Raw genomic sequence first — 21,579 nt, 5'->3', positions numbered from 1 at the left:
CGCAGACCATGGCTGATTCCCTCTACCGGGGCCGTTTCGCGCCCTCTCCCACCGGTCCTCTCCATTTTGGCTCGCTGGTTACCGCTGTTGCCAGTTATCTCGAAGCCCGCAGCCGCGGTGGCACCTGGCTGGTGAGAATTGAAGACCTGGATCCACTGAGAGAATCCGCGGAAGCCACGCAACGGATACTGGCCAGCCTCGACGCCCACGGCCTGCATTCCGACGAGCCGGTGCGCTTCCAGTCTGAATGCCATGCCAGGTATCACAAGCTGATTGAAAAGCTACGGGACCAGGGGCTGGCCTACCGTTGCGCCTGCTCACGCAAGCAACTCAGGGAACATGGCGGCCGGCATCCGGAACGCTGTCGTGAAGGTCATGGAGAGCCTGGCGAACGTCCCTTCGCGATACGTTTTGCACTTCACAATGAGCACTGCCAATGGCAGGACCAGTTGCTGGGCCCGCAAAGCCAGCAGGTACAGGCTGAACTGGATGACCCGGTCATCCTGCGCAAGGAAGGGTTCTACGCCTATCAGCTGGCAGTGGTTGCCGACGACATAGACCAGCGCATCACCCATGTGGTCAGGGGTTCCGATCTGCTGGACATGACAGCCCAGCAGCAGCAGATTTACCAGGCACTGGGTGGACGCCCGCCCCACTGGATGCACATTCCGGTCATTGTCAATGCCGAGGGACAGAAGCTCAGCAAACAGAACCATGCTCCTGCGCTGGATGACCGGCTTGCGGTCGGTAATCTGAAACAGGCACTGACTGCCCTGGGACAGGACGCCACTCTGTTGTCGGGAGCATCAGACATCGATACCCTGCTCAGCCGGGCCGCAGCCACCTGGGCACCCGAGCGGATTCACCTGACAGCCCGGTGAACGACGTGTTATAAAGCTTCTCACAAACGACAGTGCGGATATCATGCCTGATGTATATCTACCGTCTGGTCTTCCTTCTGGTTCTGGCCATCTACATATTCTCGCCCAACATTCTTGACTGGTGGACCTCACCCGGGAATGCCTGGTATAGCCCGTATATCATCTGGGCGGGCCTGATTGCCATCGGCTTCTGGCTGGAATGGCGACGGGATCCCAATGAGTTTTAGTGCCCCCGGCCTGTTACTGGCCAGCCTGCTGTATCTGATACTGCTCTTCGGCATCGCATGGATTACCGAAAAGGGCGTACTGCCCCGCAGCTGGATCAGGCATCCCCTGGTCTACACATTAAGCCTCGGTGTCTATGCCGGCATCTGGGCTGTCTATGCAGCCGTGGGCATCGCAGCGGAATCCGGGTTCGGTTTCCTGGCCTACTACCTGGGTATCAGCGGCGCCTTCCTGCTGGCGCCGGTGCTGCTCAATCCGATCATGCGGATTGGTCGCGCCTATCAGCTGACCTCCCTCGCCGATCTGTTTGCCTACAGATATCGCAGCCAGTGGGCAGGCACCCTCGTTACCATCTGTTCAGGCACCGCCATTCTGGCCTTGCTGAGCATGCAGATCCAGGCGGTCTCCACCTCCGCCAGCCTGCTGGCACCGGACACCTCGCCCCGGGTCATCAGTGCACTGTTCAGCATCATCGTGGTTCTGTTCGCCATGCTGTTCGGTACCAGGCGCAGCCAGGGTTCGGAAAACCACCAGGGCCTGGTGCTGGCCATCGCATTTGATTCCCTGGTCAAGCTTTTCGCGCTGCTGACTCTCGGCGGGGTCATTCTGTTCGGCGTATTCGACGGAATGGCCGGACTGGAAACCTGGCTGGCAGACCAGAGCACACCGGTCAGCTCCATGACCATGAGCATTGATGACGGCAGCTGGCGGGCGCTGATGCTGATGTCCTTTGCCGGTGCCCTGGTACTGCCGCACATGTACCACATGACCTTCAGCGAGAATCCCTCGCCCAAGGCGCTGGCGAAAGCCAGCTGGGGCCTTCCTCTTTACCTGCTGCTGCTGGGCCTGCCGGTGCCACTGATTCTCTGGGGCGGCCAGGCGCTGGCTGCCACCACCGGCCCGGACTTTTACGCCATTGGCACCGCCCAGGCACTTGGCAGCCCGGCACTGACACTGTTGATGTATATTGCCGGCCTGTCTGCAGCCAGTGGTCTGATGATCGTCAGCACCCTGGCACTGGCAGGCATGGTTCTGAACCATGCCGTGCTGCCCCTGCGCACGCCCAAAGACCAGGGTGATATCTACCACTGGCTGAGATGGGTCAAGCGACTGCTGATCGCTGCCATAATCTTTGCGGCCCTGCTGTTCCACGAAACCCTGGGCAAGAATCTTGACCTGTCCATTCTTGGCGCCATTTCACTGGCGGGCATGCTCCAGTTGTTACCCGGCGCCCTCGGCGTCATCTACTGGCCGGAAGGCAACCGCCGCGGGCTGATCGCCGGCCTGGTATCGGGGCTGGCTATCTGGGTGGTCACACTGGTGTTGCCATTTTCCCACACCGCCAACCTGCTGGAATTCCTCGGCGCGCCGCTGGTGCCGGACTACGGCAACTGGCATATCTTTACCTTTATCAGCCTGACCGTGAACGTTATCGTGTTCACACTGATTTCAGCATTGAGCACCAGCACGGCCGATGAAGCCGGTGCTGCTGAAGCCTGCTCGCTGGGGGCGCTTTCCCGTCCCCAACGCAGGGAGTTACTGGCTACGTCGTCGGCGGATTTTGTGCGCCAGCTGGCCGTTCCCCTCGGGTTTGGCGTCGCCCGAAGAGAAGTTGAGCGGGCACTGGCCCAGCTAAAGCTGCCCAACGTCGAGTACCGGCCCTACCAGCTACGGCGCCTGCGTGACCGGGTGGAAGTGAACCTGTCAGGCCTGCTGGGCCCGGCCGTGGCCGGGGATATGGTCAAACGGCATCTTGGCTACAAGCCCATGGCCAGTGGTGGCACCGCCCAGGATATCCGCTACGTAGAGCGGGCACTGGGAGATTATCAGAACCGCCTGACCGGGCTGGCGGGCGAACTGGACAACCTGCGCCGGCATTACCGCCAAACCCTGCAGAATCTGCCCATTCCCGCCTGCTCTGTGGGCGAGGACGGAGAGATCCTGATGTGGAACAATGCCATGGAGTCGCTTACCGGCATCACCGCCGACGATGTGGTGGGGGCACGATTAATGGCATTGCCGGAACACTGGCACCTGCTGCTGGACGATTTCAACATTGGTGAAGATCTGCACCGTTACAAACACCGCCTCGACCTGAAAGGCCGTCCCCACTGGCTGAACCTTCACAAGGCGGCATTGAGTGGCCCCGACCACACCGAAGGTGGCAGCATCATACTGGTGGAAGACCAGACCGAAACCCGCCTGCTGGAAGACGAGCTGATGCACAGCGAGCGTCTGGCCTCGGTTGGCCGTCTGGCGGCCGGGGTTGCGCACGAGATCGGCAACCCGGTTACCGGCATCTCGTCCCTGGCACAGAACCTGAAACTGGAAACAGACGACCCGGACATTCTGTCCACCGCCGACCAGATCCAGCAGCAGACCCGGCGCATCTCTACCATCCTCCAGTCTCTGATGAATTTTGCCCGCACCGGCAACCACGCCCATGCCAACCGCTATGAGCCGGTGGCCATTCGCCGCTGTGTGGACGAATCCATCAACCTGCTATCCCTCAGCGACAAGTCCATGGGCGTTCATTACCTGAACGACTGCCCGGCGGATCTGGTGATCCTGGGCGACGAGCAGAGACTGGTCCAGGTATTCATAAACCTTCTGGCCAATGCCCGTGACGCCTCACCGTTGGGCGGAAAAGTCTGCATCAGTGGAAACCTTGATGGCTACTCCGCTATTATCGAGGTCTCTGACGAAGGGTCTGGCATACCAACAGAACAGCTGGACCACATTTTCGAGCCTTTTTACACCACCAAGGCGCCCAACAAGGGAACCGGTCTTGGACTATCACTGGTGTACAGCATCATTGAAGAGCACTACGGCAACATACAGGTGGTCAGTCCGGCAAATACTGACCTGGGCCGGGGGACCTGCGTGCGCATGAGGTTACCCGCCTACGAACCGGACACCGGAAACACCATCAGCCAGAACCAAAGGTCGTAAAACTGTTATGCCTCGCATTCTGATCGTAGAAGACGAAGAGATCATCCGTTCAGCGGTCCGCAAACTGCTCACTCATGCCGGCTACGAGGTTGCTGACGCAGGATCGGTCGAGGAAGCGGAAGACAACCACGACCCCGCACAATTCGACCTGATCATTTCCGACCTGCGACTGCCCGGAGCCCCTGGTACCGAACTGATCAGGCGCGCGCCGAACACCCCGGTACTGATCATGACCAGCTACGCCAGCCTGCGATCCGCCGTGGACTCGATGAAAATGGGGGCCGTGGAATACATTGCCAAGCCATTCGATCACGACGAAATGCTAGAAGCAGTGGAGGGCATTCTTGCCAGGCAGCCGTCAACGGCAAGCGCCGCTGAGGAACGAATCGACCGCGGCACCGCCAGTGACCCTGACAGCGACCCCGCTGCCATTATGTATGGCCACTGCGACGCCATGCAGAAGGTGTTCACGCTGATACGCAAAGTGGCACCGACCGAAACCACGGTGCTGATCCAGGGCGAGTCGGGCACGGGTAAGGAGCTGGCGGCCCGGGCACTGCACCTGATGAGCCCGCGCGCCTCCAATCCACTGATTTCCGTGAATTGCGCAGCCATTCCGGAAAGCTTGATCGAGTCGGAACTGTTCGGCCACGAAAAAGGCTCCTTTACCGGCGCGGTATCTGCGCGTACGGGCCTGATTGAAGCCGCAGACGGCGGCAGCCTTTTCCTGGATGAAATCGGCGAACTTCCGGCAGAAGCCCAGGCCCGTCTGTTACGAGTGCTCCAGGAAGGTGAGATCCGCAAGGTCGGTTCCACCCAGAGCCGCCAGGTGGACGTTCGCATGATTGCCGCCACACACCGTAACCTCAAGGCCATGACACGCACCGGCGAGTTCCGGGAGGATCTGTTCTATCGCCTGAACGTCATGCAGGTTCGCATCCCGCCTCTGCGGGAACGGCAGGCTGACATTCTTGGCCTGGCCCAGCGCTTTCTGAAACGACAGGGCGAGAAAATGGGCAAGCCCGATCTGAACCTGACTCCGGAGGCCATGCGGGCACTGGAAAGACATCGGTGGCCCGGCAACGTCCGGGAACTGGAGAACGCCATTGAACGGGCCACTATCCTTTGCGATAACGGCCTGATCACACCCTCCCTTCTGGACCTGGACGGCGAAGGTGGTGACGTGAACATTCCGGAGTCCCTGGTGGCTGGCAATAACGAGCAAACGCTATCGCGGGAGGCAGAAGCAACCAGTGACCTTTCCCTTGAGGACTATTTCCAGCACTTTGTACTGGAAAACCAGGACCGCATGAGTGAAACAGAACTCGCGCAGAAACTGGGCATCAGCAGAAAGTCGCTGTGGGAGCGGCGCCAGCGCCTTGGCATTCCCCGCAAGAAGAGCTCAGGCAACTAAAGTCGCAACTTGAAAGCCCGCGGGTGTTACCGGCAAACTATGAACCCGCGCTCATTTGTTACCCCGTGTTCCTCACGGTAACACTCGTGATCTAAAAACCGGACGCACAGTAACACTTGGTACTTATACGTACTCTCCCGGAAAGATTTCAAAACACTAACTTGCTGTTAATAAACAATTTTCAAAAACTGGCACACGGACTGCACTCTATAGGGCGCACAACAACAAAAACAACAGTGATAACGCAGTGCCAACAACAAGAACAAAAAGCTGTAGAAGACGTTCGGTAACAAAAACAAAAACAGAACGTGAGCGAACTGAGTGTTTTGGGTACTTAGCTTTTTAGTGGTCCCACGGCACGTGCGGGTTGTAGATGTGGAGAAGAATCGTCATTCAGACGGCACTGCATTTACCTAAACGGCCTGTTCGATGTCTCTGACCGCTCTGTGTATTCAAAGCTTTCCGTTTGCACTACTGAGATCCCTTTATTTGGGGATTGACAGTGGGGTAGAAAAACGAAGAAAAATCCCGGTAAAAACAAAAACAATGCAGATCGTCAACGCTTTCAGGGCGGGTTCGTGAAAACGGATCCGCCTTTTGATTATCTGGCCCAACGGTTTTCCGGCCTGGCCAAACTCTTCCTCCACAAGCAGTTTTCCCCGGCTTATGGTGCCAGACATGTGCAAATCCCGCCCAAACCGTTAAACTCTCGCTTTTGCTCAGCGCAATAACGGAATTCAATGTCTACTAATACACAGAACTTCTTGTCATCAACCGTCGAGAAATTCCGGTCGCTCCTTCAGGGTAACGGGAAGAAAAAGGCCCGTACCTACCAGCGCCGGGAAATCCCGCGGGATCAGCACAACGTCTCCCGCTCGGTCATCAGTGAGCCTGCGAAAAAGGTGCTCAACCGCCTCAACAACGCCGGCTACGAGGCCTACCTGGTGGGCGGTGGTGTTCGCGACATCCTGCTGGGCGGCAAGCCCAAGGATTTTGACATCGCGACCAACGCCACCCCGGAAGAGGTGCACGACCTGTTCCGTAATTCACGGCTGATCGGCCGGCGCTTCCGCATTGTCCACGTGCTATTCGGACGCGAAGTCATCGAAGTCACTACCTTCCGGGGTAACGCCACGGAAGCGGAAGACGACAGCGACGATGACGATGACCGCAGAACCAGCGAGCACGGTCTGCTGCTGCGGGATAACGTCTACGGCAACCAGGAAGAAGACGCCCTGCGCCGGGACTTCACCGTCAACGCTCTCTATTACTGTATCCGTGATTTTACCGTGGTGGACTTTGCCAACGGCATCGAGGACCTGAAAAACCGGCAGATGCGCCTGATTGGCGACCCGGAAACCCGCTACCGGGAAGACCCGGTACGCATGCTCCGCGCCGTGCGCTTCGCTGCCAAACTCGGGTTTGATATCGAACCGGACACCGAGGCCCCGATCCGTGAACTGGCGCCGCTGCTGACCCACATCCCGCCTGCCCGGCTGTTTGAGGAAGTGCTGAAACTGTTTTCCGCCGGCCACGGTGAAGCCACCTACGACCTGCTCAGCAAGTACAACCTGCTGGCGCCGCTGTTCCCGGAGACGGTGCAGGCTACCGATAATGGTCAATCGGATGAACTCATCCGCAAAGCATTGCGCAACACCGATGCCCGTATCGCCAAGGGCAAGTCGGTCACCCCCTACTTCCTGTTTGCCGCCATGCTCTGGCCGGCCCTGCAGGCAGAATGGCGCAAGCGACAGGATAACGGCGAGCCGGTACAGCCGGCCCTGCACCAGGCCATCGCCAAAGTGATCGGCCGCCAGGTCCAGGCAACGTCGATACCCAAACGTTTCTCGGGCCCGATGAAAGAGATCTGGGAACTGCAGATGCGCCTGCCAAGACGCCAGGGAAAACGGGCATTTGTCACCATGTCCCATCCGCGCTTCCGCGCAGCCTATGATTTCCTTCTGGTGCGGGAAGAGTCTGGTGAAATCGAGCCCGGGCTCGGCCAGTGGTGGACCGAGTTCCAGGAAACAGACGAACGCGGACAGGAACGCATGCTGACCCAGCTGGGCAGCGATGGCCCCAAGAAGCGCCGCCGCAAGAAGCCTGCAAAGAAGACCTGATCATGGCAGCCTCAGACGCCTTTGTCGGGCTTGGCAGCAACATGGCAGACCCCTCTACGCAACTGGCCGGCGCGGTGGCACGGCTGGCCGCGCTGTCAAAAACCGAACTGGTGGCCCAGTCCCCGTTCTACAGCAGCAAACCAGTCGGCCCCCAGGACCAGCCTGATTTCGTCAATGGCGCCGTCTGGCTGCGTACGCAACTGACTGCACTGGAGCTACTGGATCAGTTGCAGGCCATCGAACAGGCCCATGGCCGCGAGCGAATACGGCACTGGGGGCCCCGAACACTGGATCTGGACCTGCTGCTGTATGGCGATGAAACCATCACCAGCGAGCGACTGACGGTTCCCCATGCCGAACTGACCAACCGGGACTTCGTTATCCAGCCACTGCTGGACCTTGACCCACAACGGCGCCTGCCGGATGGCCGCAGCCTTGCATCCCTGAGACAGCAATGCCCGGACAACAACCTGCAGAAGCTCAATCCGGTGGCACGGATACCCACCCCGCCCGGCTGATACAAATGGCTCGGTGTGCCGCTATTGCCTCGAGCACAGCGCCGGATTACCCTTGAGACCTGATTGCCGGCATACTCCGGCCCGGTTTTAGCCCATCCACCCACAAGGCAAGGATTCTATGGCTGTTACCATCAATACCCTGCGGGACTACAAGCAGAAGGGCGAAGCCTTTTCTGTGCTGACATCCTACGACGCTACTTTCGCCCAGATCGTGAGTGAGGCGGGCGTAGACGTTATTTTGATCGGCGACTCTCTGGGCATGGTCCTCCAGGGGCATGACAGCACCCTGCCTGTCACCATGGCCCAGATGGTGTATCACGTATCCTCCGTGGCCAAGGGCAACCGCGGCTCGCTGATCATGGCCGACATGCCCTTCATGACCTATGGCACCACCGAGGCTGCCCTTGAGAACGCCGCGGAACTGATGCGTGCCGGCGCTCACATGGTCAAGCTGGAAGGCACTGACTGGATGAAAGACACCATCCATGCCCTCAGCGAAAGGGGCGTACCGGTGTGTGCCCACCTGGGCCTGACACCGCAATTCGTCAACAAGTTCGGCGGCTACAAGGTGCAGGGTCGGGATGAGAAGCATGCCGAGCTGATGATCGAGCACGCCTGTGAGCTGGTTGCCGCCGGCGCAGATGTGATCCTGCTGGAATGCGTGCCTGCCCCGCTGGCCGCCCGTATTACCCAGGCGGTACAGGCACCGGTTATCGGCATTGGTGCCGGCGCGGATACTGACGGACAGGTATTGGTGGTTCACGATATGCTGGGCATGACCACTGGCCGCAAGCCACGTTTCGTGAAAAACTTCCTCGCGGAATCCGATTCCGTTCAGGGCGCCATCGAAGCCTATGTGGCTGCCGTTCGCGACCGCTCATTCCCCGCCGAGGAGCATACGTTCAAGGCATGAGAACCGTACATACCCTAAAAGAACTCCGCGCCATGCTTCGCAGCTATCGCCAGCAGGGCAAACGCATCGGGCTGGTACCCACCATGGGCAACCTGCATGAGGGGCATATCTCGCTTGTACGAAAAGCCCGGGAAGCAGCTGACATCGTGGTCACCAGCATCTTCGTCAATCCCATGCAGTTTGGCGCCACTGAAGATCTGGATACCTACCCACGTACGCTGATTGAAGATCAGGAACGGCTTGAGGAGGCTGGCAGTACGCTGGTGTTCGCGCCTTCCAACGAAGAAATCTACCCCCATGGGCTGGCACGACACACCCGGGTTATCGTACCCGAAGTCAGTGAAGGCCACTGTGGCGCCAGCCGGCCCGGGCACTTCGAGGGTGTAGCAACGGTCGTTACCATGCTGTTCAATATGGTCCGGCCCGACATCGCTGTATTTGGCGAGAAGGACTTTCAGCAACTGGCTGTGATCCGCAAGCTTACGCGGGATCTGATGATACCAGTGGAAGTGATTGGCAGCCCGACCATCCGCGAAGCCGACGGGCTGGCAAAAAGCTCCCGTAACGGCTTTCTCACGGAGGAAGAGCGGGCCATCGCTCCCATCATCTATCGCACCCTTAAAAACACGGCAGAACAGATCCGCAAGGGCCGCACTGATTTCTCCGCGCTGGAACAGGAAGCCAACCAGGCCCTCAGCGAAGCCGGCCTGCGCCCGGACTACTTCAACATTGCCAACAGCCTGACCCTCAAGCCCGCCAGCGACGGTGATACCGAGCTGACGCTGTTGGCGGCGGCATTCCTGGGCACCACGAGGCTGATCGACAACCTGTCCGTCACCCGATAACCGCAAACAACAAGAAAGGATTCCACTATGTCCCAGGGCTCTGCTCCTCTCACCAGCCGGCCCGAGTGGCAGGCACTGAAAAGCCATAAGGCGGAACTGGAAAACACCCACATGCGGGACCTGTTCCGGGACGACCCTGACCGGGCCAGCCGCTTCTTCATCAGCGGCGGCGGCCTGTCACTGGACTACTCCCGCAACCGCATGACCGACGACACCATCGCCGGGCTGATGGCACTGGCACGCAGCTGCGGTGTGCCGGAACGCACCGCGGCGATGTTCCGCGGTGATCACATCAACGTGACGGAAAAACGCCCGGCATTACACGTTGCGCTGAGGGGCAGCAGCGGTGATCCCATTCTTGTCGACGGCACCAACATTACGCCGGAAGTGGAACACACCCTCGACCGCATGGAACAGTTCGTGGACGACGTGCTCAGCAAACGCTGGCAGGGCCATACCGGCAAACCTTTCACTGACGTGGTCAGCATTGGTATCGGCGGCTCCTTTCTTGGCCCCAAACTGGTATCGGAAGCCCTGCGCCCCTACTGGCACGGCCAGCTGAACTGCCACTATGTGGCCAATATCGACGGCACCCAGATCGCCGAAGTGCTGCGCCGGGTTAACCCGGAAACCACCCTGTTCCTGATCCAGTCCAAATCCTTCCGCACCCAGGAAACCCTGGAGAACAGCAAGGTAGCCCGGGCCTGGTTCCTGGATAATGGCGGCAGTGAGGACCAGATCGCCAAGCACTTTGTAGCGGTCACCGCCAATACACCGGAAGCGGTGAACTTCGGGATTTCCGAAGACAACATCTTCCCGATGTGGGACTGGGTTGGTGGACGTTACTCGCTATGGTCCGCCATTGGCCTGCCAGTGGCACTGACCATCGGCATGAAAAACTTTCGCGCCCTGCTCGCCGGTGCCAACGGTATGGACCAGCACTTCCGCAACGCACCACTGGAGCAGAACCTGCCCGTGGTGATGGCGATGCTCGGGCTCTGGTACAACAACTTCTGGGGCGCGGAAACCTACACCATTCTTCCCTACGACCATTATCTGCGCAGCCTGCCGGCGCACCTGCAACAGCTGGATATGGAAAGCAATGGCAAGAGCGTTACCCAGAACGGCGAGCCATTGACCTGCCACAGTGGCCCGGTGATCTGGGGAGGCGTCGGCGCCAACGGCCAGCACGCCTTCCACCAGTTGCTGCACCAGGGCACCCGCCTGATTCCCGCGGATTTTATCATCCCCCTGGAAACCCACAACCAGGTGGCCAGCCACCATGTGACTCTGTTCGCCAACTGCCTGAGCCAGTCACGGGCGCTGATGTCCGGCAAGACCCTGGACGAAGCCAAAGCGGAACTGAAAGCCGAAGGCATGAATGCGGACGACATCGACAAGCTGGCACCCCACAAGGTGATCCCCGGCAACAAGCCCAGCAATACGCTGCTGATGGACAAATCCACACCGGAAACCGTGGGCGCGCTGATTGCGCTCTACGAGCACCGCACCTTTGTGCAGGGCATCATCTGGGACGTGGATTCGTTCGATCAGTGGGGCGTGGAACTGGGCAAGCAGATGGGCAAGGGCATTCTGGACCGCCTCACCGGTGATTCCGCCGGGGGTGACGGCCCGATCGACAGTTCAACAGACCATCTGATCCGGATTTTCCGCTCGCATCACTCGTCTTGAAGGAAGTCGGTGGGCTTAACTGGCAGCGGCGCGGGATATCAACCGGCCCTGCCAGGTGAAATCCACAGGCCAGAGCTTCTGGTCACGGTCATATCCCTGCCACAGCGCCTCATACCGTTTGCCACAGACCGGATGGACATCCGCCGGCGCAATTTCCGCCAGTGGCAGCAGCACAAACGCATTTTTCAGAATCTCACCCCGGGGCAGCTCCACACCGTCGACACTGCCGACCTCGTTATCGTAGGTAAGAATATCCAGGTCCAGGGTCCGGGCACTGAATTTTGGCACATCGCGCCGCCGGCCGTTATCTGCTTCCAGTTGCTTGAAGCGGGCCGAGAGCTCTGCCACGGTAAGCGCCGTATCGACACCCACCACCAGGTTATAGAAAGGCGTGCCATCAAAACCGACAGATTCACTTTCGTAGACCGAAGAAATCAGCAACCTGTCAAACCAGACATCCAGCGCGTCCAGAGCTGCAGTAATATTGCACTCGCGATCAATGTTGCTGCCGATGCTGATATACACCCGTGCCATTAGCGGCTCCCTCTTTCGATCCTGACACCCACCGCTGCTGCGGCCGGTACGGCGCCAGGTTTGCGAAGCGTCAACCGCAGCCAGCGCACGCCGAATTCATCCTGTAGCAGGCTGGTGATGCCCTCGGCGGCGGTTTCCAGCAACTGCGGGCGGGCCTGAACCAGATAGGCAGAAACCCGCTCACTGACCCGAGCATAGTCCAGCGCATCGCTGACATCATCGGAAGCTGCCGGCACCCGGTTGTCCCAGGCCATTTCCAGGTCCAGCAACAGGCGCTGGCTGACCTCCCTTTCCCAGTCGTAAACGCCGATGATTGCCTCAACGGCCAGACCTTCGATCAGTACATCATCTGTCAACGGATCGTACTCCCGGGCTTACACTCTTTGCTGATTGAATAACGTACAGGCAGCGGATACTGTGTAATGCCTGACCTGCATCGTCTCGCGGGGCCGGCATTTTCTCATAAATGATCGGTGCGCGTCTTTGCGTCTTAATAACTTTGCCAATGAACGCTGCCGATGAGTTATCTGAGTGATCCGGTACTGACTGTCCTGCTGTGCGCACTGGCCTACCTGGCCGGCTCGGTACTCTTTGCGCTGCCGGTATGCCGGGCCTGGCATCTGCCGGACCCACGCGCTCTGGGCTCCGGCAACCCCGGTGCCACCAACGTCTACCGCACCGGTGGCTGGCCACCGGCGGCAATGACGCTGTTGCTGGACGCGGCCAAGGGTTGGCTGCCGGTATTTCTGGCCCACCAGGCAGACCTGACGATTCTCTCCCAGGCCATGGTGGCACTGTGCGCAGTGACCGGGCACATGATTCCGCTGTTCTATCGCTTCAAGGGCGGGAAAGGCGTGGCAACCGCACTGGGCGCAGGACTGGCACTGGCGCCGGTGACCACGCTGATGCTGGCCGCGATCTGGGCGGTGGTGATGTGGCGCTGGAAGATTTCCGCGCTGGCGTCGATCGTCGCCATCGTCAGCGGGCCAGTCATCAGCGCCCTGATCGAACCGGACACCCTGCCCCTGTTCGGCCTGCTGGCGATACTGATCGTGGTGCGGCATCGTAACAACCTGATCCGCATGGCCCAGGGCCGGGAGCCAGGATTCTAGGGCCTAATCGACGAGCCCGTTCGCCCTTGGCTCACCCACGGGCGGAAGTGTGTTCATGGGCCAGCGCGGCACTGCTACAATTCGGTCACCGTCCTGTTGCCCGGCCTGCATCCGCTGGCAACCCGCGTACGCAATCATGGCACCGTTATCGGTACAGAACTCAGGGCGGGCGTAAAACACGCCAGCACGGAGTTTTTCGGTCATTTTCTCGAGCCCTGCCCGCAACCGCTTGTTGGCACTTACACCACCGGCAATCACCAGGCGCTTGCAACCGGTCTGCTCCAGGGCCCGGCGGCACTTGATGGTCAGGGTATCCACCACCGCCGCCTCGAAAGCCAGCGCAATATCGGCGCGGGTCTGGTCATCCAGGCCACCGGCATTTTCTGCGGCTGTCACGGTATTGAGAGTGAACGTTTTCAGACCGCTGAAACTGAAGTCCAGCCCCGGCCGGTCGGTCATCGGGCGCGGGAAACGATAACGCCCCGGTGTGCCTTTCTCCGCCAACGCCGCCACCCTTGGGCCGCCGGGATAGTCCAGCCCCAGCATCTTCGCCGTTTTGTCGAAAGCTTCACCGGCGGCATCGTCCACGGACTCACCCAGCATTTCATACTCGCCAATGCCGTTGACCAGCACCAGCTGTGTATGCCCGCCGGAAACCAGCAGGGCAACAAAGGGAAACGCCGGGGGATTGTCCTCCAGCATCGGTGCCAGCAAATGACCCTCCATATGATGGACGCCCAGCACCGGCACGCCCAGTGCAAACCCCAGCGCGTGGGCGACCGAGCCGCCCACCATCAGCGCCCCCACCAGACCCGGGCCTGCCGTGTAGGTAATGCCCTCGATATCGCCGCGCACCCTGCCAGCATCCGCCAGCACCTGGTCGCATAAAGGCAGCAGCTTACGTACATGGTCGCGGGACGCCAGCTCCGGCACCACGCCGCCATAGTCCGCGTGCATGTCGATCTGGCTGAACAGAGCGTGCGCCAGCAGCCCCTGCTCGCTGTCATACAGGGCAACGCCGGTTTCATCACAGGAGGTTTCAATACCGAGGATCAGCATAAATAAGGGCCACAACTCCGGGCTGGTGAACGTCAACGGAGCATTTTAGCAGAAACCCGAAACCCTCCGTCAGTTTCATCGAACAAACATTGACCTTGGCCATGAGCAGGCGCTATCATTGCCGGCCTTAAATAAGCACTGGTCGAGTTTTAGCCAATCTGGCCAGTTATCGAGTCGATTTGACAGACAGGTCGATCAGACAAAACAGAAACCGAATCAATCAGGTAGGTGATTTTCGAATGCCAGCTGTTAAAGTGAAAGAGAATGAACCGTTTGACGTAGCCCTTCGTCGCTTCAAGCGCTCCTGCGAAAAAGCAGGCGTTCTGTCGGAAGTACGTCGCCGTGAGCACTACGAGAAGCCGACAGCCGTGCGCAAGCGCAAGGCAGCTGCAGCCGTCAAGCGTCATCTCAAGAAGCTTCAGCGGGAGCAGCGCAAGTTCGAGCGTCTGTACTAAGCTATATCCGGACGCCGCTTGACTGTAAGCCTATAATTGCCTGTGTGACCGCGGGCCGCGGATTATACAGAGCGATACCAAAATGCCGCCGAGGCCTGGCTTCGGCGGCATTTTTGGCTGTACTTGCAGGCCTGGCACTTTCCGCGCGACCGGAGACATCATGAGTGGACTGATCCCGCAACGTTTTGTTGAAGACCTGCTCGACCGGATTGACCTGGCCGAGTTGATCGGATCACGTATCACCCTTAAAAAGGCCGGCGGCAACTACAAGGCCCGCTGCCCCTTTCATGATGAGAAAACGCCGTCTTTCAACGTTCGGCCGGACAAGGGCTTCTATCACTGCTTTGGCTGTGGCGCCCATGGCGATGCCATCAGCTTTGTCCGCGAGTTCGATGGCCTCGGGTTTACCGATGCGGTAGAAGAACTGGCCCGCCGTGCCGGCATGGAAGTGCCCTACGACCAGAGCGCGCGCCAGGAAATGCAACAGGCGCGAACCCTGACGGACGCCCTGGATTACGCCAGTCGCTTCTACCAGGGCGCACTCAGGGGCCAGCAAGGGGAATTCGCCCGGGACTACCTGAAACAACGGGGCCTGGACGACAGCATTATTGAACAGTACCAGCTGGGATACGCTCCCGGCACCGGCACTGCACTGTTCGACAGCGCCAGCAAGGACCTGCAGGGGCCGCTGATCGAAACCGGCACGGTATCCGACCGCTACGGGCGGCCACGGGACCTGTTCCGCAACCGGGTGATGTTCCCGATCCGCAACAGCCGCGGCCGGACTATCGCCTTTGGCGGACGCACCCTGGGTGACGACAAGGCCAAGTACATCAACTCTCCTGAGTCTGATGTCTTTCATAAAAGCCGCGAGATCTACGGCCTTTATGAAGCGAAACAGTCTATCCGCCAGCTGGACAGACTGCTGGTGGTGGAAGGTTATATGGATGTCATTGCGCTGGCGCAGAATGGCATCCACTTCGCTGTGGCGACGCTGGGCACGGCGACAAACCAGGATAGCCTCGCAGCCCTGCTGAAACAGGTACGCCACCTGGTGTTCTGCTTCGACGGCGATCAGGCCGGCTACCGTGCGGCAGACAAGGCCATGGAGAACGCCCTGGAATTGCTGACCGACGGTCTGCATCTGCAGTTCCTGATGATGCCGGACGGCGAAGACCCGGACACCCTGGTACGCAAGGAAGGCGCGGAAGCGTTCCAGAAGCGTATTGATGGTGCCATGCCCCTGTCCCGCTACCTGTTTAACCGGCAGAGCGAAGGGCTGGACCTGGCGCTGCCGGAGGACCAGGGCGAACTGAAGGCGCGGGTAAAACCGCTGCTTGAGAAAATGCCCCGCAGCACCCTCAGGGACGCCATGTGGCATGAAATGCTGCGACTGTGCGGTACCAACCGCGGTGACTGGCAGAACCGCCGCCAGCAGAACGCCAGAGGCGGATACGGCGAACGCCGGGTGCAGGAACAGCGGATTGACGTAAAGCTCAGCAAGGACACCCAGCTGTGCCTGGCGCTGCTGGAAGCACCGGACATGGCCAGCGAAATTGCCGAGCTTTGCAGTAGCAGCCGCCAGTATCGGCAGGCAGGCCAGTTTGCCACCTGGATCCTGGAGAATGAAATCAGGGACCGGCGTTCCCTGACGCGCCAACTGGCAACGGATAACCAGGCCAGAGAACGATTTTACAGCCTGTTCGACGGCATCGAACATGTGCCCGCCAGGGAACAGACCCTGGCAGGGGCACGGGAAATGCTGAATCCGAACCGGGAGGTCGCGCGCAAACAGCGCCTGGCGTCCCTGCTCTCGGAAAAGCGCAGCCTCGCGGACCTAACCGCCGAAGAGCGGCAGGAACTGAAAGCGCTGTCAGGCCAGAGCAACGACTGAACAGCGCAGGCTACACAGTGCCGGCGGGCCATAAAACGCAAAAACTGCAGCCGGAAAGGCTACTGCACTTGAAACTTGCAGTGCTGATCACCATCTAACCATCCGGTGGCAGAGCAATACCGTGACAGCTATAATGGCTGTTTAACTTTTTTACTTTTACCAGCGAGTCCACAGGGTGTCTATGTCAGGCAATTCGCAGAAATCACGTTTAAAAGATCTCATTGCACGAGGCAAAGAGCAAGGTTACCTGACTTACGCTGAGGTAAATGACCACCTCCCGGAAGACATTGCTGACCCGGACCAGGTCGAAGACATCATTCGCATGATCAACGACATGGGCATTCAGGTCTCTGAAGTTGCACCGGACGCAGACACGCTTCTGATGACCGACGGCGATTCCACTGCCGACGAAGCCGCTGCCGCCGAAGCCGCTGCCGCGCTTGCTGCGGTGGAATCCGACGCTGGCCGCACCACCGACCCGGTCCGCATGTACATGCGGGAAATGGGCACCGTGGAGCTGCTGACCCGCGAAGGCGAAATCGTGATTGCCAAGCGCATCGAGGAAGGTATCCGCGATGTGATGGCAGCCGTTGCGCACTTCCCCGGCATCGCCGGCACTGTTATCCAGGCCTACGACCGCATCATCGAGAACGAAGGCCGCCTCAGCGACATCGTATCCGGTTTCCTCGATCCGGATGGCGCCGAGCCGTTCATGGACGAAGACAACACCCCGGACACGTCCAGCAACAGCTCGGACAGCTCGTCCGACGATGACGATGACGACGACAGCGAAGAAGAAACCGAGAGCGGTCCGGATCCTGAAGAAACCCGCCTGCGTTTCGAGCTGTTGAAAGAAAAGCTTGATGCCGCCGATGCCTGCCTCGCCAAGCACGGCCGCAGCCACAAGAAAACCCAGGAGGCCCTGAATGAGCTGGGCCAGGTTTTCGCACCGTTCAAGCTGGGCAACAAGGCGTTTGATGAACTGGTGAACGTGGTCCGCTCCACCAATGATCTCGTCCGTGAAAACGAGCGCGCGATTATGAAAATCTGCGTGCGTGAGTGCAAGATGCCACGCAAGGATTTCATCAAGTCGTTCCCCGGCAACGAAACCAGCCTGGACTGGGCAGAGAAGATTGCCAAGAGCAAGAAGCCCTACGCTCCGCTGATTGCCGAGCGCATCGACGAGATCGTCCGCCTGCAGAAGCGCATTGCCAACATCCAGACCGAAGTGGATCTGGACGTTTCCGACATCAAGGAAATCAACCGCCGCGTTTCCATCGGCGAAGCCAAGGCCCGCCGTGCCAAGAAGGAAATGGTGGAAGCCAACCTGCGTCTGGTTATTTCCATTGCCAAGAAATACACCAACCGTGGCCTGCAGTTCCTGGATCTGATCCAGGAAGGCAACATCGGCCTGATGAAGGCCGTCGACAAATTCGAATATCGCCGTGGCTACAAGTTCTCTACCTACGCCACCTGGTGGATTCGTCAGGCCATCACCCGCTCCATCGCGGACCAGGCCCGCACCATCCGTATTCCGGTGCACATGATCGAGACCATCAACAAGCTCAACCGCATCTCCCGCCAGATGCTGCAGGAGATGGGCCGCGAGCCCACCCCGGAAGAGCTGGGCGAGCGCATGGAAATGCCCGAGGACAAGATCCGCAAGGTATTGAAGATCGCCAAGGAACCGATTTCCATGGAAACCCCGATCGGTGATGACGAAGACAGCCACCTGGGCGACTTCATTGAAGACATCCAGGCCCTGTCACCCGTTGACTCGGCAACCGCCGAAGGCCTGCGCGAAGCCACCCGCTCCGTGCTCTCCGGCCTGACCGCCCGCGAGTCCAAGGTGCTGCGCATGCGCTTCGGTATCGAAATGAACACCGATCACACCCTGGAAGAAGTGGGCAAACAGTTCGACGTTACCCGCGAGCGAATCCGCCAGATCGAAGCCAAGGCCCTGCGCAAACTGCGCCATCCTTCCCGCTCCGACCACCTGCGCGGCTTCATCGACGACCAGGGCAACGGATAACATCACAACAGTAGCGGGCGCCACCCCTCACCGGTATAATGGCGCCCGCTTTGTTGCTCCCGCCCGGAAGCAACACCCCAAAAGCAAACCTTTAAGCAGCATCCGCTGACAAAAGGGCCTATAGCTCAGTTGGTTAGAGCAGAGGACTCATAATCCTTTGGTCCCTGGTTCGAGTCCAGGTGGGCCCACCATTTTTCAATGGCTTACGAATCCCCAAAACCGTCAACACCGGCTCAGGTGTCAACCAAACGTCAACGGCTCTTTTTCTATCGTTGCAAGAGACGATCCGCCACCAAGGTTCTGTTATGCTTTCCGGCTGTAATACCGGAGGAACCCATGAGCGGAATCTACACTGACACACCGATGGCGAAAGCCATTTTTGAAATGTTCGATAACCTGGCTGACTTCCTGAAAGGTCGAGGGGCCAAGCCTGGTAGCTGTAAGGCGTACATTTTCGGCGGGTGTGCTCTCCATCTCCACACAAACGCTCGTGGTAGCAGTGACCTGGACATAGAGCTGGAAGCAATGGAGAGGATTTCGCCGGATGAGCTGGTCCTTGCTCTGGATGAAGTCTTCTTTGATGATCCGGAAACCGGTCCTTCATCTATCGTATTCGATCCAAATTTCACCCCAACACTCGCCCCGCTGCATGAGAATTACCAGGAAGACGCTATCTGGCTTAACCGGAACGAGGAGGAGTCACCGATCTGGGTCTACCTGGTTCAAAAAGTGGACCTGGCCGTCTCAAAACTCGGGCGCTATGGCGACCAGGACATCGAAGATATACACACGCTGTTTGATCACGGGCTGTCCATCGGCGAGTTCAAATACCGGGCTGAAGAGGCCCGTAAGTACTTTCCCGGCAACCTGGACAGATTGACAGGGAATATCACTCACGTTATAAAAACGTATACAAAGTGATCAACATGGATCTTTTATGAATTCCTTACTCAACGTCGCACACAAAGGACTCGACCGTGTGACAGACCAAGAGGTTGTAAAAGCAGCCCTTGAGGTCTGGCACCAAGGTTATGTCCCTACGCTTTCGGGTTTACCCCCGGAAGAGCGACGCCTGGCTGGCTACCTTGTTGACCGCTTATCCCGATTCAACTGCCTTAGTGCCGCTCAGAAGAAAGAATTACAGGCCGTTGCCTCTGAAGCAAAAGCAAATCTGCCAGAACGTGTGTCTCGGGAACGAGTCGATGGTCTGGCACGATCCTGGGGCCTGGATTACGATCTGCGTCCGTTTATGAAGGCCCTGCTCCCCTTCCAAACACGGCACTACAAGCGCGGGCTCGATAAAACCGCAGCCTGAACCAACCATTCAGGCTAACTGCCGTTTCTCTGTGACCTCATTCAGGTAATCCGGTGCCAAGCGCGCATACCGCATTGTCAGCTTAAAAACTGAATGTCCCAGGACCTTCTGAAGCGGGCCAACGGTTCCCTCACTACTTAAATTAGCCTCTGCCCATTACTCACCGTGTGATCAGTGCTCACCAGAGTTATGGCCCCCTCATCCGTCTTAATCCCGGTCACCAGGCACTCCGACAGGAAAGGACCAATCTGTTTAGGCGGGAAGTTGGTTACCGCAAGCACCTGCCGACCCAAAAGCTTCTCGGGATCATATAAATCTGTAATCTGGGCACTGGATTTGCGGACGCCCACTTCCGGACCAAAATCGACTTTCAACTTGTACGCCGGTTTTCGAGCTTCCGGGAATTCGTTTACTTCAATGATGGTGCCGATACGTAGTTCTACGTTTTCGAAGTCTTCCCAACCGATCATGGTTCGTTTCTCTCATCCCGAAATCGCTTTGCTGAATGCGTCAGCTTCGTATACAACTAGTGTAAGCACGTTAAAATAACACAAGGAAGCAACCATGCACTTTACGTCCGATCACATCGATGAACTCAATCTCCTCGCAATGTTTGACCTTTCTTCTGCCCAGGAGGGAATCAAGGTTCACCAGCACTCTGCAGCTCCCGAAATCGTTGCTGCAGCTGAACGCCTCCACCTCAAAGGGCTGATAACACAAAAAGATGGTGGGTATCTGACGAGCCTGGGTAGTGAAGTGGTTGAGCATGTGCAGAGAGTATTGTCTGTACTCAACAGCTGAGACTCACGCATCTGACACGGAGGCAACGTCAACCTTTTTTACACATCTGATGAGGTGTCAACCGGTCACCTCACTCATCTAATTGTAAATATAACCGTTTTCAATGGTGGCATTATTCATGTTCTCTATCTTCCTTGGTAAGGATAATTTAACAGGAGTAGGGACGATGAATACGAAAACGAAGTTTTGCGCGGTTGTGATTTCGGCAGCGGTTGTAGGACTCATGGTTTCAAGCCCGGTGACGGCCTCAGTTATCAAGTGCCAGGACGCAACAAATTTCATGGGCATGGACGACGCCTATGCTTCCAAGTGCCTCGCTTCAGGCGACGACAACCCCGCCTTTACAAGCAACGACAAGAATATGTTCCTCAAAAACCCCGCAGGAGAGGGCTACACATATCTCGATAAGTCGGAAGGTGCCACAGATAATTTCGAAGGCATTCTGGATTCGGAACTTGGTTACAATCAAGTCGATAACAATCTGGGATACGAAGACCCTCAGTGGAGTTCATACGGCAACTGGACGTTTGATAGCGACCTTTGGGCAAGCTATGACACCATTGCTCTGGGCTTCAAGTTCGGCGGTAGCAATGACCCCGACAACTGGTTTGTCTATGAGATAAATCCAAATACGTCCCAAGGTACGTGGGCTTATTCAGGTAGTGGCGATGGACTTTCAAACATAAGCGTCTATGGCAAAAATCCTGTTGCGGTCCCAGAGCCTGGCACCCTTGCGCTCTTGGGCTTAGGCGTTTTCGGCCTCGCGTTGTCCCGCAGAAAAGCTCGTTCTGTTTAGACTGTCAAGTTTTTATGCAGA

At 58.3% G+C, this 21,579-nt stretch carries 21 protein-coding genes and 1 tRNA gene; 18 read left to right on the top strand and 4 right to left on the bottom strand.

Going from position 1 to position 21,579, the window contains the following annotated elements:
* The first annotated feature begins 8 nt into the window (after positions 1–8).
* From gluQRS to pgi, 9 genes are all read left to right on the top strand, one after another.
* Positions 9–881: a tRNA glutamyl-Q(34) synthetase GluQRS gene (gene gluQRS / locus ACESMB_RS04730; RefSeq protein WP_372971012.1), complete on the top strand. Its 873-nt coding sequence runs from the start codon at positions 9–11 to the stop codon at positions 879–881.
* Positions 882–931: 50 nt separating this feature from the next.
* Complete coding sequence (locus ACESMB_RS04725) at positions 932–1,108, top strand: hypothetical protein (RefSeq protein WP_027830838.1); 177 nt, start codon at positions 932–934, stop codon at positions 1,106–1,108.
* Positions 1,098–4,058, top strand: coding sequence for an ATP-binding protein (locus tag ACESMB_RS04720; RefSeq protein ID WP_372971011.1), 2,961 nt, complete (start codon positions 1,098–1,100; stop codon positions 4,056–4,058). The genes ACESMB_RS04725 and ACESMB_RS04720 overlap by 11 nt, the downstream gene beginning before the upstream one ends.
* A 7-nt stretch (positions 4,059–4,065) precedes the next feature.
* Positions 4,066–5,472 (top strand): sigma-54-dependent transcriptional regulator, encoded by a 1,407-nt coding sequence (locus tag ACESMB_RS04715; RefSeq protein WP_372926695.1) that lies wholly within the window; start codon positions 4,066–4,068, stop codon positions 5,470–5,472.
* Positions 5,473–6,212: 740 nt separating this feature from the next.
* The gene (gene pcnB, locus ACESMB_RS04710) at positions 6,213–7,592 is read left to right on the top strand and encodes a polynucleotide adenylyltransferase PcnB (protein ID WP_372926696.1); all 1,380 of its coding nucleotides are present in this window, start codon (positions 6,213–6,215) and stop codon (positions 7,590–7,592) included.
* A 2-nt stretch (positions 7,593–7,594) separates the two neighbouring features.
* On the top strand, positions 7,595–8,110 hold the full coding sequence (gene folK / locus ACESMB_RS04705) for a 2-amino-4-hydroxy-6-hydroxymethyldihydropteridine diphosphokinase (protein WP_372971010.1): 516 nt from the start codon (positions 7,595–7,597) through the stop codon (positions 8,108–8,110).
* Between the two features lie 118 nt (positions 8,111–8,228).
* A complete protein-coding gene (gene panB, locus ACESMB_RS04700; protein WP_372971009.1) occupies positions 8,229–9,023 on the top strand; it encodes a 3-methyl-2-oxobutanoate hydroxymethyltransferase in 795 nt (264 codons plus the stop codon).
* Positions 9,020–9,868: a pantoate--beta-alanine ligase gene (gene panC, locus ACESMB_RS04695; RefSeq protein WP_372926699.1), complete on the top strand. Its 849-nt coding sequence runs from the start codon at positions 9,020–9,022 to the stop codon at positions 9,866–9,868. Before panB ends, panC begins: the two co-directional genes overlap by 4 nt.
* Before the next feature lie 27 nt (positions 9,869–9,895).
* Positions 9,896–11,560, top strand: a complete 1,665-nt coding sequence (gene pgi / locus ACESMB_RS04690) for a glucose-6-phosphate isomerase (protein ID WP_372971008.1) — start codon at positions 9,896–9,898, stop codon at positions 11,558–11,560.
* A 15-nt stretch (positions 11,561–11,575) separates the two neighbouring features.
* On the opposite strand, the gene folK (ACESMB_RS04685) is transcribed toward pgi, so the two are convergent.
* Positions 11,576–12,094 (bottom strand): 2-amino-4-hydroxy-6-hydroxymethyldihydropteridine diphosphokinase, encoded by a 519-nt coding sequence (gene folK, locus ACESMB_RS04685; RefSeq protein ID WP_372926701.1) that lies wholly within the window; start codon positions 12,092–12,094, stop codon positions 11,576–11,578.
* Complete coding sequence (gene folB / locus ACESMB_RS04680) at positions 12,094–12,450, bottom strand: dihydroneopterin aldolase (protein ID WP_372926702.1); 357 nt, start codon at positions 12,448–12,450, stop codon at positions 12,094–12,096. The genes folK (ACESMB_RS04685) and folB overlap by 1 nt, the downstream gene beginning before the upstream one ends.
* A 162-nt stretch (positions 12,451–12,612) precedes the next feature.
* On the opposite strand from folB, the gene plsY reads away from it, so the two are divergent.
* Positions 12,613–13,206, top strand: coding sequence for a glycerol-3-phosphate 1-O-acyltransferase PlsY (plsY, locus tag ACESMB_RS04675; RefSeq protein WP_372926703.1), 594 nt, complete (start codon positions 12,613–12,615; stop codon positions 13,204–13,206).
* Between the two features lie 3 nt (positions 13,207–13,209).
* Here plsY and tsaD read toward each other — a convergent pair whose 3' ends face one another.
* A complete protein-coding gene (gene tsaD, locus ACESMB_RS04670; protein WP_372926704.1) occupies positions 13,210–14,265 on the bottom strand; it encodes a tRNA (adenosine(37)-N6)-threonylcarbamoyltransferase complex transferase subunit TsaD in 1,056 nt (351 codons plus the stop codon).
* A gap of 239 nt (positions 14,266–14,504) precedes the next feature.
* Between tsaD and rpsU the strand changes: the two genes are divergently transcribed.
* The 6 genes from rpsU to ACESMB_RS04640 all read left to right on the top strand — a co-directional run bounded on the left by rpsU (position 14,505) and on the right by ACESMB_RS04640 (position 19,961).
* The gene (gene rpsU / locus ACESMB_RS04665) at positions 14,505–14,720 is read left to right on the top strand and encodes a 30S ribosomal protein S21 (RefSeq protein ID WP_007153483.1); all 216 of its coding nucleotides are present in this window, start codon (positions 14,505–14,507) and stop codon (positions 14,718–14,720) included.
* A 160-nt stretch (positions 14,721–14,880) separates the two neighbouring features.
* Positions 14,881–16,614 (top strand): DNA primase, encoded by a 1,734-nt coding sequence (gene dnaG, locus ACESMB_RS04660; protein ID WP_372926705.1) that lies wholly within the window; start codon positions 14,881–14,883, stop codon positions 16,612–16,614.
* A 181-nt stretch (positions 16,615–16,795) separates the two neighbouring features.
* The gene (gene rpoD, locus ACESMB_RS04655) at positions 16,796–18,646 is read left to right on the top strand and encodes an RNA polymerase sigma factor RpoD (RefSeq protein ID WP_372926706.1); all 1,851 of its coding nucleotides are present in this window, start codon (positions 16,796–16,798) and stop codon (positions 18,644–18,646) included.
* 114 nt (positions 18,647–18,760) lie between these two features.
* A tRNA-Ile gene (locus tag ACESMB_RS04650) sits at positions 18,761–18,837 on the top strand.
* A gap of 145 nt (positions 18,838–18,982) precedes the next feature.
* On the top strand, positions 18,983–19,567 hold the full coding sequence (locus ACESMB_RS04645; RefSeq protein WP_372926707.1) for a DUF6036 family nucleotidyltransferase: 585 nt from the start codon (positions 18,983–18,985) through the stop codon (positions 19,565–19,567).
* Positions 19,568–19,583: 16 nt separating this feature from the next.
* Positions 19,584–19,961, top strand: a complete 378-nt coding sequence (locus tag ACESMB_RS04640) for a hypothetical protein (protein ID WP_372926708.1) — start codon at positions 19,584–19,586, stop codon at positions 19,959–19,961.
* Between the two features lie 137 nt (positions 19,962–20,098).
* On the opposite strand, the gene ACESMB_RS04635 is transcribed toward ACESMB_RS04640, so the two are convergent.
* Positions 20,099–20,431: a tRNA-binding protein gene (locus ACESMB_RS04635; protein ID WP_372971007.1), complete on the bottom strand. Its 333-nt coding sequence runs from the start codon at positions 20,429–20,431 to the stop codon at positions 20,099–20,101.
* 94 nt (positions 20,432–20,525) lie between these two features.
* Between ACESMB_RS04635 and ACESMB_RS04630 the strand changes: the two genes are divergently transcribed.
* Both ACESMB_RS04630 and ACESMB_RS04625 read left to right on the top strand, forming a co-directional pair.
* Complete coding sequence (locus ACESMB_RS04630) at positions 20,526–20,762, top strand: TIGR02647 family protein (protein ID WP_372971006.1); 237 nt, start codon at positions 20,526–20,528, stop codon at positions 20,760–20,762.
* A 166-nt stretch (positions 20,763–20,928) separates the two neighbouring features.
* Positions 20,929–21,558 carry a PEP-CTERM sorting domain-containing protein gene (locus tag ACESMB_RS04625; RefSeq protein WP_372971005.1) on the top strand — a complete coding sequence of 210 codons (630 nt, stop codon included), beginning with the start codon at positions 20,929–20,931 and terminating at the stop codon, positions 21,556–21,558.
* Positions 21,559–21,579: the final 21 nt, after the last annotated feature.

This window comes from Marinobacter sp., assembly GCF_041686475.1.
Classification (GTDB): Bacteria; Pseudomonadota; Gammaproteobacteria; order Pseudomonadales; family Oleiphilaceae; genus Marinobacter.
Note: the sequence above shows the minus strand (reverse complement) of the source record. Positions and strands in the feature narration are given on the sequence as shown.

Excerpts from the sequence above, each read along its gene's own strand:
- pgi (WP_372971008.1), top strand. The coding sequence starts at position 9,896 with ATGTCCCAGGGCTCTGCTCCTCTCACCAGCCGGCCCGAGTGGCAGGCA.
- ACESMB_RS04625 (WP_372971005.1), top strand. The coding sequence starts at position 20,929 with ATGAATACGAAAACGAAGTTTTGCGCGGTTGTGATTTCGGCAGCGGTT.
- gluQRS (WP_372971012.1), top strand. The coding sequence starts at position 9 with ATGGCTGATTCCCTCTACCGGGGCCGTTTCGCGCCCTCTCCCACCGGT.
- pcnB (WP_372926696.1), top strand. The coding sequence starts at position 6,213 with ATGTCTACTAATACACAGAACTTCTTGTCATCAACCGTCGAGAAATTC.
- folK (WP_372926701.1), bottom strand. The coding sequence starts at position 12,094 with ATGGCACGGGTGTATATCAGCATCGGCAGCAACATTGATCGCGAGTGC.
- panC (WP_372926699.1), top strand. The coding sequence starts at position 9,020 with ATGAGAACCGTACATACCCTAAAAGAACTCCGCGCCATGCTTCGCAGC.
- ACESMB_RS04635 (WP_372971007.1), bottom strand. The coding sequence starts at position 20,431 with ATGATCGGTTGGGAAGACTTCGAAAACGTAGAACTACGTATCGGCACC.
- tsaD (WP_372926704.1), bottom strand. The coding sequence starts at position 14,265 with ATGCTGATCCTCGGTATTGAAACCTCCTGTGATGAAACCGGCGTTGCC.
- rpsU (WP_007153483.1), top strand. The coding sequence starts at position 14,505 with ATGCCAGCTGTTAAAGTGAAAGAGAATGAACCGTTTGACGTAGCCCTT.
- plsY (WP_372926703.1), top strand. The coding sequence starts at position 12,613 with ATGAGTTATCTGAGTGATCCGGTACTGACTGTCCTGCTGTGCGCACTG.
- folK (WP_372971010.1), top strand. The coding sequence starts at position 7,595 with ATGGCAGCCTCAGACGCCTTTGTCGGGCTTGGCAGCAACATGGCAGAC.
- ACESMB_RS04720 (WP_372971011.1), top strand. The coding sequence starts at position 1,098 with ATGAGTTTTAGTGCCCCCGGCCTGTTACTGGCCAGCCTGCTGTATCTG.
- dnaG (WP_372926705.1), top strand. The coding sequence starts at position 14,881 with ATGAGTGGACTGATCCCGCAACGTTTTGTTGAAGACCTGCTCGACCGG.
- ACESMB_RS04640 (WP_372926708.1), top strand. The coding sequence starts at position 19,584 with ATGAATTCCTTACTCAACGTCGCACACAAAGGACTCGACCGTGTGACA.
- ACESMB_RS04715 (WP_372926695.1), top strand. The coding sequence starts at position 4,066 with ATGCCTCGCATTCTGATCGTAGAAGACGAAGAGATCATCCGTTCAGCG.
- ACESMB_RS04630 (WP_372971006.1), top strand. The coding sequence starts at position 20,526 with ATGCACTTTACGTCCGATCACATCGATGAACTCAATCTCCTCGCAATG.
- panB (WP_372971009.1), top strand. The coding sequence starts at position 8,229 with ATGGCTGTTACCATCAATACCCTGCGGGACTACAAGCAGAAGGGCGAA.
- ACESMB_RS04645 (WP_372926707.1), top strand. The coding sequence starts at position 18,983 with ATGAGCGGAATCTACACTGACACACCGATGGCGAAAGCCATTTTTGAA.
- ACESMB_RS04725 (WP_027830838.1), top strand. The coding sequence starts at position 932 with ATGTATATCTACCGTCTGGTCTTCCTTCTGGTTCTGGCCATCTACATA.
- rpoD (WP_372926706.1), top strand. The coding sequence starts at position 16,796 with ATGTCAGGCAATTCGCAGAAATCACGTTTAAAAGATCTCATTGCACGA.